A 12116-nucleotide genomic window follows, 5' to 3' on the forward strand; every position below is an offset into this window, starting at 1 on the left:
CTTCGCCCCGCATCGCGTCCATTTCTGTTCAGGAGATAACCGTGCATAAATCGAACAGGTTCCGCACTGTCAGACGTCCCATGCTCATGATGTCCGCTGCGGTGTTAGCGGCCACCATGGTGCCAGCGGCGCTCGGATTCCCGGCAGCCCAGGCGGAGCCCGGAAGCGTCGACCAGATCCAGTGGAAGAAATGCCCTGACGAGTTCTTCACTGAGGCGGGGATAGCCAAGGCGGACAAGCCTCGCTTCTCCTGCGCTACCTATGCGGTGCCGATCAGCCACGACGACCCGACCCAAGGCTCGTTGAACATCGCGCTCTCCAAGAAGGCTGCGGGGAAGCCGTCGGCCAAGGTCGGATCGATCTTCGTCAATCCCGGCGGCCCAGGCGTGTCCGGCTGGACCTTCTCGGCTACCTCCGGGCTCACGACGGGCGTGGAGGACCGTTTCGACATCATCGGCTTCGACCCGCGAGGGGTAGGCCGAAGCAATCCTTTCGGATGCTTCACCACCGACGCGGAGGCCCATGACGCGTGGTCGAAGATCTCGGCGCGGCCCAAGACCAAGGACGAGATCAACACGACTTTGACCGGATACGCGGATATCGCGCGGTCGTGTAAAACCCACAGCGGGTTGCTCCTGGACCACATGGCCACCCGAGACGTTGCCCGCGATCTCGACCTGCTGCGAGCCGCGGCCGGCGAGGAGAAACTGGATTACGTCGGATACTCCTACGGCACGCTCATCGGCGCGACGTACGCCAACATGTTCCCGCGCAGCGTGCGGTCGATGGTCCTCGACGGGAACGTGGATCCGGCACTGCGGACGACGAACGGTGTCGAATACGACCGGCAACGGGCCGAGGGAGCCCAGATCAGCGTCGACAAGGCGTTGGATCGGTGCGCCAAAGTAGGAGTCCGCTGCGAGTTCGGAAAGGGCGACCCGAAAGCGAAGTTCGACCGGATCACCCGGCGGCTGAGCAGCGGACCGATCACGATGGCTTCCGGCGAGGTCGTCACCGAGGAGGAGTTCGGCCGAGCGGTGGGCCTGGCGCTGCGCAGCGGCGACCGGGCCGGTCTGTGGGCTGACCTTCAGGACATTTTCGAGGCGGTCGCGGGGCCGGTGCGGGAACGGAAGCCGCAGCCGTTGCGGGTGGTCACCAAGATCGCCGGAGATCCCCGTTTCGAGATGTCGCCGGAAGCCTCGGACGCGGAGAACAGTCACGAGTCCTTCTTCGCGGTGAACTGTGCGGACAAGCCGTTCAGGAACAAGCAGCGAGACGTCCCCGCGATGGCCGCAAAATGGGAGCGTCAGTATCCCGAGCGCGGACGCGCGCAGGCATTCAGCGAGTCCGCCGCATGCCCCGTCTGGCCCGACAAATCCGACCCCTACCAGGGCCCGTGGCGCGCTGACACCGACAACCCGATCGTCGTCGTCGGGAACTACTTCGATCCGAACACCCGGTACGAGTTCTCCCGGCGCATGGCACAGGAGCTGGGGTTCTCCCGGCTCATTTCCACCGATGCGGACAAGCACTGCATCCTCGGCGACATTCCTGAGCTGGACAAGGTGGTGGAGAGCTACCTCGTCGATTTGAAGACTCCGGCCGCGGGTCTGTTCTTCGAATACGACGACTGACCCCGAACCGGGGAACCACGCGCCGTCCGCATATTGCAATATTGCTGGAGTATCGGGTGAGCCGGCGCCACCCATTCTCGCGACAGTTCCGGCGCGTCCGGGACGCGGACGAAAGGCCGTGGATCACGATGACCGGTTCCGACGGGCCGTACGAGCCGACGCGGGAGTCGTTGGCTCGTCATCCGCTGCCCGAGTGGTGGGACGACGGCAAGTTCGGCATTTTCGTGCACTGGGGCGCGTATTCGGTGCCCGCGTTCGGTTCCGCGTTGCTGCCGGGTACGGGCCGAATTCGCTCGCGGCTGCCAAAGACCCTGGGCGAATACTGCGCGGGCGAGTGGTACGCGCGCCTGCAGCAGATCCCGGGCACCTCGGCCTGGCTGCACCACCTGCGCCGCTACGGCCCGGCCGCGCCCTACGACCATTTCATCGAGCAGTTCGGCGCGGAACGATTCGACCCGGACGACTGGGTCAGCCTGTTCGACGAGGCTGGCGCACGCTATTTCGTGCTGACCGCCAAGCACCACGACGGGCTCGCCCTGTGGCCGACCGCCACCACGGGCCGCAATACGGCCGAGTTGGGGCCGCGACGTGACCTGGTCGGCGAACTGGTCGACGCGGCCCGCAAGCACGGCGGTGTCAAACCGGGGCTGTACTACTCCGTGCCGGAATGGTTCAACCCCGCGCCCTACCGAGGCGGCAGGTCGAGCTGGGGCGAGAGCGCGCTGGTCAACCGGCTGATGTTCCCCCAACGAGCACCGCGCAATGCCTACACGCGCCGTCGCGTCCCGTATACCGGCCAGGGAATCGTCTTCGACTACGCCGAGAGCATCGTCCGTCCCCAACTGCGCGAACTCGTCGACCGGTACCGCCCGTCGATGATCTGGTGCGACATCGGCGGCGACGAGAAGTACTTTCGTGGCAACGAAACCATCGCCTACTACTACAACCGGGCAGCTGCCGCGAATCCGGACGGCGTCCTGGTCAACGACCGATTCGGCGACGGCCGCACCCACCGCGACTACACCACCGTCGAACAGGGTGCCGGCATGAACCAGCAGCCCACCGGCGAACGCTCCGAAGTGTGCCGCACGATGGCGGAATCCTGGGGCTACGACAGCCTCGAAACCGGCGATGCCCTGCGCGGCACCGGCGAACTGGTGCACCTGCTCATCAATTCCGTCGCGGCCAACGCGAACCTGTTGCTCAACATCGGCCCGCGCGCCGACGGCACCATCCCCGAGCCGATGCGCGAGCGGCTGCGCGGCATCGGCGCGTGGCTGAAACTCAACGGCGAGGCGATCTACGGCACGCGACCGTGGACCCAGCCGACGTCAGGGAACCTTCGATGCACGGTCGGCAAGACCACCGATGTGCTCTACCTGACCGCGCTGTCCTGGCCTGGCCGCGAACTCGTCGCCGACTGCGGAGTCCCGACCAGCGAGCGGACGCGGATCACGCTGCTCGGCTCCGACGGACGTCCGCTGGGCTGGCGCCGCGACGGCCGCCGCCTCATCATCGCCACCCCAGCGGCCGATCCAGCCCGGGCCACCAGCAGCCAACACGCCTACGTCTTTCGCATCGACAACCGGTAAAACAGATGCCCACATCGGCTCACGGCGACCACCGCACGCCCGACCAGAAAGGACCCTCCCCATGCCCACTATCGACCCGACGCGCACCGCCTTGATCGCGATCCACCTGCAGCACGACATCGTCGGCGCCGACGGTGCCTTCGCGCCGTTCTTCCGGGCGGAAGTCGAGCGCACCGGCGTGCTCGACACGTCCGCCCGGGTCTTGACCGGTGCACGCCGAGCCGGCGCGAAGATCGTCTACACCCGTGTCGCGTTCCAGCCCGGACATCCTGACCTCGTCGCGAACTCCCCTCTGCTGGGCATGGTCGCCGCGAACAACTGCCTCGTCGACGGCACGCCCGGCGCGGCGCTCGTCGAATCGGCCGCCCCAGCCGCTACGGACGCGATCGTGACCCACACGCGGATCACCGGTTTCCACGCCAGCGCACTGGATGTAGTCCTGCGCGCCAGCGGAATCGACACCGTCGCGTTCGCCGGCGTGGCCACCAACATCTCAGTCGAAGGCACCGCCCGAACCGCCTCGGAACTGGGCTACCGCACCATCGTGCTCTCCGACGCCTGTTCCGCCGGATCCGAAGCCGCGCACCAGGCATCGCTGGAGTCGCTCAGCCTCCTGGCCGAGGTCAGCACCGCCGACGACTTCCTCTCCGCGCTCACCGGCGAATCCGAGGCCGAACGCGCCTAGAACGCGGAATCCCCTCCGGTCGGCGGAGTCCCTGAACCACCGACCGGAGGGGAAGAAGCCCCGCCATGGACTGCGCTGGAAGGGAACAGCCCATCGCGAAGCACCGCCAGTCTAACCCGAAATACCCTTAAAGAGCAGCATATCCGCGAACATTTTCCACCAGAAAGACAACATTTCTAAGACGTCGCATGATACGCGGCAGAACCATTTTAATCCGGCCGCACCGAAGGATAGGTGAGAAATTCATGCCGGGTCGCGGATTTCCGTCCCGAGCGCTCAGGCGCGGATTGTTCCGGAAAGCAGGACTGCGGGTTGGGTCCCGATGGTGAGCTGTCCGTCCGTGTGCGGACCGATGGCGCTCTTGTCCGCGGTGACGGTCATCTGCAGGGTACGGTGGTCGGCGCCCGCGGGGGATCCGGGAAGGTTGAGCTGGATCGGGTCGAGCACGACGAGGATTCGGCCGTCGTCCTCGATCCGGGTGCGGAGATCGCGTCCCGGGCCGCCGGTGTCGGCGACGTGGGTCGCCAGGCCGGTGAACCGGAAGCCGGTGGGTGCGACGAATCGCTGTTCGGCCGCGGTGGACACGGGCATGCCCTTGGGGGCGGCGAACGAGACGGTCAGGACGGTGTTCGTGCCTGCTCGTGCCTCCGGGACGAAGGTCTGCTCGGTGTGCAGTGCCGACTCCCCGGCCGGCGTCAGGGTGAAGGGGACCTTCGCGGACTGACGCTGCTGTCCAGCGGCCGTCAGGGTGTGCTGCCCGGATGCCAGGTTCACCGGCAGCGTCGTGCGCCAGGCACCGTCCTTCGACGCTCCCGTTTCAGCAACGGCGGCACCGTCAACGGTCACGCTCACCCGCTGGCCCGGCGCGGCGGTGCCGCTCACCTCGGCTCCGGGCCGCACCGACGCGCCCTTCCCCGGCGAAGCGACGACTGGCGCCGGTTTGAGGTCGCCTGGATAGAGGTACTCCGGCGCCGGCTTGCCATTGCGGTAGATCCAGGCATCGAAAAAGCCCTGCAGATCCTTATGCGACACCTCCTCGACGTAGCGCTGGAACTCCTGCATGTTCACGTTTCCGTCGCGATGCAGTGCGGGCCAAGTCTTGAGCACGCGGTCAAACGCCTCCTGCCCCACGTACTTGCTCAGTGCGTGCAGCATGACCGGCCCCTTGTCGTACACGTCGGTGAATTCGTTGCCCGGGCCCATGTCGTAGAGCTTGCCCACCCAGAACTTTTTACCGTTCGCGGCGATTTCGTCGAAGTACCTGGCGTCGAGGTCCACGCCGTCCTTCGCCTGTTCCCACTGCCAGGTCGCGTAGGACGCGAAGCATTCGTTGAGGCAGATGTCCTTCCACTTGTCGACGGCCACCGAATCGCCGTACCACTGGTGCGCGTTCTCGTGCACGATCGTGCCGATGTCGCCCGCGCCGCCGGAGTAGATCGGACGGCTCATGGTTTCGAGCGAGTAGGGGAGCTGCTCGTTCAGGTAGATGCCGCCCGCGGCGCTGGCCGGGTACTTCCCGAACTTCGATTCCAGGAAGTCGAGGATCTCCGGCAGCCTCGCGTCGGCCTGCTTGGTGGTGTCCGGGATGCCCGGAGCGTACGCGCTGACGATCGGGGTGCCGTCCGCGCGCTGGCGCTTGTTCAAGGTCCACTTGTCGATCGCGAGCGTGGTCATGTAGGGCGCGGCCGGAGTGTCCTCGGACCACACGTGCGTGGTGCCCCCGGCGGTCTTGAACGTGCCCGCCTCGCGTCCGTTGGAAATCGGCTTCCACTCGTCCGGAACCGTGACGGACAACCGGAACCGGGCCTTGTCGCGGGGAGTCTCGTTGGCCGGGTACCAGGTCATGGCCGACTGCGGCTGGCCCGCCGCGAACGCTCCGCCGGACCTGGTGTACTGCCAGCCGTTGCTGTCCGAGCCGAACGGACCCGTTATCGCCTCCGGGACGCCGTGGTAGGCGATCTCGGCGCTGAAGCGCAGCCCGCGCACGAGCGAGTTGCGCGGCGTGATCACGAGTTCGTGGTCGCCGGTGCGGCTGAACTGGGCGGGAAGGCCGTTGACCTTGACCGAGTCGACGGTGAGGCCGCGCAGGTCGAGGTTGAACGAACTGAGCGATTGGGTCGCCCGTGCGTTGACTGTCTGCAGGCCGGTGAGCTGGCGGCTGCCCGGCGCGTAGGCGACCTTGAGGTCGTAGTCGGAGACGTCGTACCCGCCGTTGCCGTCCTGCGGGTAGTAGCTGTCCCCGGCCCCGTCCGCGCCCGGGGCCGGCCCGTCCTGGCCGGCCGAGGCGACGGTGGCGCCGAGCGTCAATGCGGTGAGGGTGGCGGCGACGGTCACTGCCGGACGACGCCAGCGTTGCGGTGCTGTCATGACACTCCTGATCGTGGTGGAAACGTCGGTGTCCTGAGCCCGTGGGCCGTCCCGAGAGGACTGAGACGGCCCACGGTCAGGTCAGCGTGCGGCGACGAGCGCCTAGGCCCGCGACTTCATCAGCTTCGGATATTCCTTCTGGAACTTCTCGATCACCGTGGCGGACGAAACGATCTTGTTCGGGTTGTCCTGCTTGAGAGCTTGCTGCGCGCCCCACGTACCCGCGGCTTTGCGCTGGGCGGGAGTGCCGTGACTGTGCTCGCAGTCGCCGATGGAAGCACTCAGGTAGCCGAACTCCTGCTGCGTGCGGGCGTCCCACGCCGCGCCCTTCGCATGCGCGAGGAAATAGCCCGCGTAGGCGTCCGGGCCCATTTCCCCGGACTCGTCGCTCGGCGAGTTGTCGTGCGCGAAATCGACGTGGTGCCCGTACTCGTGTCCCAAGACTCCTTCCACCGACACATCGCCGAAGCCGTCCTGGCCGACCAGGTCGAGCAGGCCGTCGCCCAGCAGGATGCGCTTGCCGCCCGCGCTGCCGGGCGGAGCCGCGAACGCGTTGGCCGACAGCAACGGGTTCCGTCCGCCCTGCAAGGCCGGCACCTCGTGCACGACCTTGCTCGCCAGCGCGCCCGCCGCCGCGGCCCGCTCCGGGGCGAAGCCGCGCGCGAACGTCTCCTTCATTTTCTCCGGGCTGGCCGCGTCCGTGCCCTTGTACGCCACCAGTTGGATGTTCCAGCTCTCGATGTCCCAGAACCCGCGCAGCTTCTCGATCGCGGCCGTGGCGCGGGGCGTGTACTGGCCGTCGGTGCCGAAGACCTGCGGGCTCTTGTCGTTCGCGACAACCGACGCGTACAGGTTGTTGAGGCCGTCGACCACGGACGCCGCTCGCTGTTCCACCTCCGTGAGCGATGCCTGGAGCTTTTCGAACTGGGAAATCAGCGCCCCGGGGGTGCAACCCGGAATGGCGCCCGGCTCGCCTTCGGCTTCGCGACCGGGTTTGAAAATCGGCGACTCGATCAGCGGCTTGCTGTCGCGCAGCACGCTGGCGACTCCCGGCACCTGCACGAGATCCTGGAATTCCCGCTCCAACTGGGCGACGTCCTTCTCGACCGACGAAGGCTTCGGCGCGGCCGCTGCCGCCGGGGCGGCCGTACCGGCCGCAGCCGCCACGAGAACGCCGACGGCGACAAAGGTTCTGCTGAGAGTTCGGGGGCGTAGTGACACGAGGTACCTCTCCTCCGGTTCATCAGTGCGAAGCTGCGAACGTAAGTCAATCTCCGCCGAGAGAACAGGTACGCGAACTAAAAACCCCAGCATCGAGGCAGAACTTTGGTAGTGAATCGGACCGCCGTGTTCCCCTTTGCCGGAACGCGCACGAATGGTCAAGCGTTCCCGCTAAAGTCATGAGAAAAATAATGTCCGCGCGACTGCGGTGAAAGCGGACTATCGCGACTCGTGTCCGGAACTGCTGGCCGGAGAACTCGCGGAACTGGTCGCCGACGTTTCGGTGCTGGGGCCGCATTCGCCACCAAGTCCGTCGGGTGACTTCTCACCGCTGCTGCGGCTTCCTTGCGTCGGTGGTTCCGAAGACCGCGACGCCTTTTCTTCAAGTGTCGACGGAACTTCGTCCGGGGTCGGCGTTTCGCACCTCGGGGGCGTCGGGCTGGTCGGCGGGGTCGTCGGTTGCGGCTTCGTCGAGGTGACGGGAAGCTCTCCGGTGGCAGGCGCGCTGCTGCTTGGCGAGTTCGCGGTCCCCGTGTTGTCCGGAGCCGCGGAGGTCGGTGCCGCGGGCGGTTGCGGGACCGGGACCGCGCTCGGCGCGCTCTCGGCCGGTTTCCCTGGCGGGGCACCGATCGGCGCGTCGGCGTCGGGCAGCTCCGCCGCTCCGCCGCGGTAGCGAACCGCCCACGCCATTACAGTGTCCACATAGGACTGCGAGTTGTTGTACCGGCGTACGGCTATCCGCTGGCCGCCGTCCGAGGAAAGGTCGAGACCGCCCGAGCAGAGGTAGCGGCCCGCAGCGAGAGTTTCGTCGTAAACGTTGTTCGGGTCGGAAACCCCGTCCCCGTTGCCGTCGGACGCGTACTGGCGCCAGGTGCCGGTGATGAACTGCATCGCGCCGACGGCGTGGTCCCACACCGGGTCGCCAGTGAACACGCCGCCGTCGGAGGAGCGGATCGCCGCGAATCCGCCCGTTCCGTCGAGCGCCGGGCCCAGGATCCGCTCGAGGGTGTTCCCCTTCTCGTCCACGTAGCCGCCGCGCGCGTGGTTCGACTCGATGCGGCCGACGCTGGCGAGCAGCGCCCAGTCGACGCGGCAGCCCGGCTGTTGCTTGCCCACGAGGTCGGCCGCGTTCCGGTATGCCTTGAGCATGCTGGCGGGAATCCCCAGCGGGCCGGGCGCTCCGGCTGAGCCGGAATCGACACGCGGCTCGGGCGGCTCGGGTATCTCGAACACCTCGGGCAGTTGCGGCAGACGTCCATCGACCGACATCGGCGGGACTTCAGCACGAGGGCCCGCCGGGGCGGGGAGTTGCTGAACTCCAGGCCGGGTGAGCGCGACCGGCGAACTCGGCCCGCTGGCCACGACCGCTGGGAGGATGGCCAGGACGCCGCCCGCGAGGGCAGCCGCCGTCCGCCCTCGTGCCGAACGCGTTCCGCGTTTCCCGTCAGGCCACATCGCCGCCTACTCCCCCGCCATTCCAGTCAAGCGCTGAGCGTTAATTACGCATCCCCTCACTGGGTCCGCATAACCTCTTCTCGATCCACGTTAACTCGCCCTGATGCCGCTTTCGACAATGAAATAGCACTGACCTGCTGTGCAATTTTTCATGCGGGCAGGCTCACTTCCGCGCGGGCACTTCAGCAACGCGAGCCGCCGTGGCGGAGAGGCTTTCGCCTCGCCTCCACGGCGGCTCGTCAACCCCGGCCCCGCTGGTGATCAGCGGTGTTTCGGGAACTCCACCAGCTGTTGATACGTCGGACGGTTCTGCCATCCGATGCTGGGCACCAACGCCGCGCCCATGGGCGTGAACCGGATCTTGTCAGCGCACCACGCGTCGCCGGCCTTGCATTCGTCGTCGCCCGGATAGACCTCCGAACTCGGCGTGTCGACAGCTTCCTTGAGCGTGCGCAACAGGGTGCCGCGGCAGTTTTCCAGCGTTCCGCAGAAGCTGGCCGGCATCGGACCGTTCACCTGCTGTCCCAGCGTGGCCCGCAGGTCCTTGTCCACATAGGACCACCAGCCGTACTCGAACGCGGATCCTCGGTGCGGAGCCGTCTTCCCGCCCGGAACGGGCGTCGAGGGCGCCTCGTCGATCTGCAGGTTCCGTTGCGTGGCCGCGTACAGTTCGTCGCCCATGCCCGGCCGGAACATCGCATCCACCAGCCGCGGCCACCACGCGTCCATGATCTTGATGGCACGGTCGTCGATGTAGATCTTGGCCCCGGGCATCGTGTTCCGCTTGGCGCCGTGCTCCTTCCACCTTCGCAGGTCGTCAAGGCCCTTCTTGACCGCGGGATCGACGCCGCCCGAGCCGCTGTCGATCACCTGCAAGAGGTTCGGGAGGATCATCTCGCCCCGCAGGTCCGCGACCGCCGCGTCCTCCATGGCCTTCGCGAGGTCGGCCCGGTCGATTTTCCGCCCGTTCGCGATCAGGTCCTTCACCCGCCGGTCCAGCAGGTCCCCCCGATGCACGGATCCACCGCCGAAACCTCCGCTCACCTGGCCTTCCGCGGACTTGTTGTTCCAGCTGATGTAATAGTCCTGGTCGATCGAGGCCGGATGCTGCTCGCTCGGCATCCCTTGCACCACATTGGTCTTCGGGTCCCAGTTCCGCCATTCGGTGTCCGGCCGCGCCCAGATCGGGAGGTTCGGGTCGACGTTCGCCGCCCGGACTGGCTGGAGACCGGAGTTGTAGTACGCCGTGTGCTTCGAGTCCGCGTAGAACCAGTTGAAGGTGAATCCGATCTCCGAGGCCGCCTTCTGGAAGTCCTCGGGCCCCTTCATCTGCTCCGGGTCGTTGAACCGCATGAACCCGGAAACCGCCTGCATTTCGTTGCGGTAGGTGGACCGCAGCTCCGTATAGGCGACCGGAACCCGCTCGACGGTGGCCCGCTGCCGCACGATGCCGTACTTCGTCCGCAGCACCCGCAGCCCGTCCGCGCTCTCCACCGGATCCAGCTTCTCGCACTTGCCGCCGTCCAGGTAGCCGTCGGACTCCTTGCTGGCCGGGCTCCCGTCGACGTTGCAGAGCTTCACCGTGTACGTGTCGATGATGCTTTGATGCGACGACGTCGCGCTCCACGAGTAGTCCGGGCCACGGCCGATCTGCACGTACGGACCGGTGCCCGGGAACATCACCCCGTGCGCGCTGATCCCCGGCCCTTGGATGTCCTGGAGCATCAGGATCTCCGGAGCGAAATACGCTGTCTGCGGCCCGAACAAGGCGATCGGGCTCCCGCTCTTCGTATGTGTCCCCGAAACCACCAGCGCGTTCGACATTCCCTTTGCCCGGCCGAGATAGTTCTTCGGCAGCGCCTCCGGGGACGACGACGCTCCCCCGGTTCGCGCACCCGTGCTCGCCGAACCGCCCGAGCCGGCCTCCACCGGCTCCTCCTGCAGCGACCCCGGATCAGGCATCGCCACGTGCTGCGGGTCCTTCGGGCTGACCCCGTAGGGGACCTTCGCGGGGCCGTGCTGGGTCACGGTCGTTTCCGGATCGTTCGCCGACCGCAGCGAGTCCCACACCTTGCTGCCCTGCTCCTTGCCGTACTTCAGCTCAGCCGCCACCTTCGCGACCGCCGCGAGCGCCTGCCCGCCGCCCGCTGCGCCGAACTGCCCGCCCAGCAAGGTCGCCGCTCCGACCACGTCGTTCAGCGTGAACGGCCTGATTTCCGGCGCGCGCAAGACCTCGAGCAGCTTAGGAGCATTGGCGATCAGCTTGCCGAGGTCGATGGAAGAAAACTGCCCCTGCAGCAGCTTCGAAAGCTCGCCCACGACCGCGGTGCCCGGCTCCAGGAGCTTTCCCCAGTAGTCGGCGGGAAGATCCAGCTTGAGCGAATCAATGAATGCCCTGTCCCCAGCGGACAAGTCTTTCGCCGTGGAAAGGTTCTTGAGGTATGCGCTGCTCCGGCTGGCGTCCTTGATGTACCGGTTGATCCCGTCCACATAGTTTTGGAGGTCGCGCACGATCTTCACGCCGTCCGGCCCGCTATTGCGAAGCCGCTCGATCTGCCGGTCCCGGTCTTCGACCGTTTCCGCGATCTTCGGCCACAGTTCTTTCTGGAAGTCCCCCGCGACGCTCCCGGCGAACTGCACCGCGGACCCGTTCACCATGTTGCGCAGCAGGTCCATCATGAAGAGGCGGTCCTGGCCCGCCGCGTAGCCGGAGCCGAACGTCGCGCCGTCCCGGGTCGTTCCCTTGATGTACGGGACTCCGCGAGCATCCCGGGCAATGGTCACGTCGTCGCGGCCGGGCACCGGCACCGGCCCGGTACCGCCTTGCGGCACGGCGAACGACGAGGAGTTCATGAACTCGCCGATCTTCTCGTTCGTCAGGTTCTGATAGTTCGTCCGCAGCGCATCGTAGGCTGCCACCTGATCGCGTCCGTGCGGCACTTCGAAAGAGAACGACCTGGTCTTCGCGAACTGCTGAAGCGCTTCGGACCTCGACAGATTGCTGCCCTGTCCGGGCGGCAGAATGTCGTGGCACTGGTCCCCGCAGTAGTCGGCGTAGGCGCCTTGATCGGGTCCGGGAGCGCCTGGCGAGGCACCCGCCACGCCGGGCACGGCCACCGATGCCACGACGACGACCAGGGCCTGACACGCAAGCCCCACTTT

The 12116-nt window shown here is 66.8% G+C and carries 6 protein-coding genes and 1 pseudogene; 3 read left to right on the forward strand and 4 right to left on the reverse strand.

From position 1 onward, the window contains the following. The first annotated feature begins 89 nt into the window (after positions 1-89). The 3 genes from RPX00_RS45470 to RPX00_RS45480 all read left to right on the forward strand — a co-directional run bounded on the left by RPX00_RS45470 (position 90) and on the right by RPX00_RS45480 (position 3911). On the forward strand, positions 90-1634 hold the full coding sequence (locus RPX00_RS45470; protein ID WP_406635334.1) for an alpha/beta fold hydrolase: 1545 nt from the start codon (positions 90-92) through the stop codon (positions 1632-1634). Positions 1635-1762: 128 nt separating this feature from the next. Then, positions 1763-3226 (forward strand): alpha-L-fucosidase, encoded by a 1464-nt coding sequence (locus tag RPX00_RS45475; RefSeq protein ID WP_406635336.1) that lies wholly within the window; start codon positions 1763-1765, stop codon positions 3224-3226. Positions 3227-3287: 61 nt separating this feature from the next. Then, positions 3288-3911: a cysteine hydrolase family protein gene (locus RPX00_RS45480; protein WP_406635338.1), complete on the forward strand. Its 624-nt coding sequence runs from the start codon at positions 3288-3290 to the stop codon at positions 3909-3911. Between the two features lie 933 nt (positions 3912-4844). On the opposite strand, the pseudogene RPX00_RS45485 reads toward RPX00_RS45480, so the two are convergent. The 4 genes and pseudogenes from RPX00_RS45485 to RPX00_RS45500 form a co-directional block, all read right to left on the reverse strand. Further along, positions 4845-6278, reverse strand: a pseudogene (locus RPX00_RS45485) (M1 family metallopeptidase); the annotation flags it as partial. Positions 6279-6380: 102 nt separating this feature from the next. After that, on the reverse strand, positions 6381-7499 hold the full coding sequence (locus RPX00_RS45490; RefSeq protein WP_406635340.1) for a M48 family metalloprotease: 1119 nt from the start codon (positions 7497-7499) through the stop codon (positions 6381-6383). A gap of 219 nt (positions 7500-7718) precedes the next feature. Next, on the reverse strand, positions 7719-8768 hold the full coding sequence (locus RPX00_RS45495; RefSeq protein WP_406635342.1) for a lytic transglycosylase domain-containing protein: 1050 nt from the start codon (positions 8766-8768) through the stop codon (positions 7719-7721). A 447-nt stretch (positions 8769-9215) separates the two neighbouring features. Continuing rightward, positions 9216-11873, reverse strand: coding sequence for a penicillin acylase family protein (locus tag RPX00_RS45500; RefSeq protein ID WP_406635344.1), 2658 nt, complete (start codon positions 11871-11873; stop codon positions 9216-9218). Positions 11874-12116: the final 243 nt, after the last annotated feature.

Source organism: Amycolatopsis sp. WGS_07 (assembly GCF_045278895.1).
In the GTDB taxonomy this organism is placed as follows: Bacteria; Actinomycetota; Actinomycetes; order Mycobacteriales; family Pseudonocardiaceae; genus Amycolatopsis.

Excerpts from the sequence above, each read along its gene's own strand:
- RPX00_RS45470 (WP_406635334.1), top strand. The coding sequence starts at position 90 with ATGTCCGCTGCGGTGTTAGCGGCCACCATGGTGCCAGCGGCGCTCGGA.
- RPX00_RS45475 (WP_406635336.1), top strand. The coding sequence starts at position 1,763 with ATGACCGGTTCCGACGGGCCGTACGAGCCGACGCGGGAGTCGTTGGCT.
- RPX00_RS45480 (WP_406635338.1), top strand. The coding sequence starts at position 3,288 with ATGCCCACTATCGACCCGACGCGCACCGCCTTGATCGCGATCCACCTG.
- RPX00_RS45495 (WP_406635342.1), bottom strand. The coding sequence starts at position 8,768 with ATGTCGGTCGATGGACGTCTGCCGCAACTGCCCGAGGTGTTCGAGATA.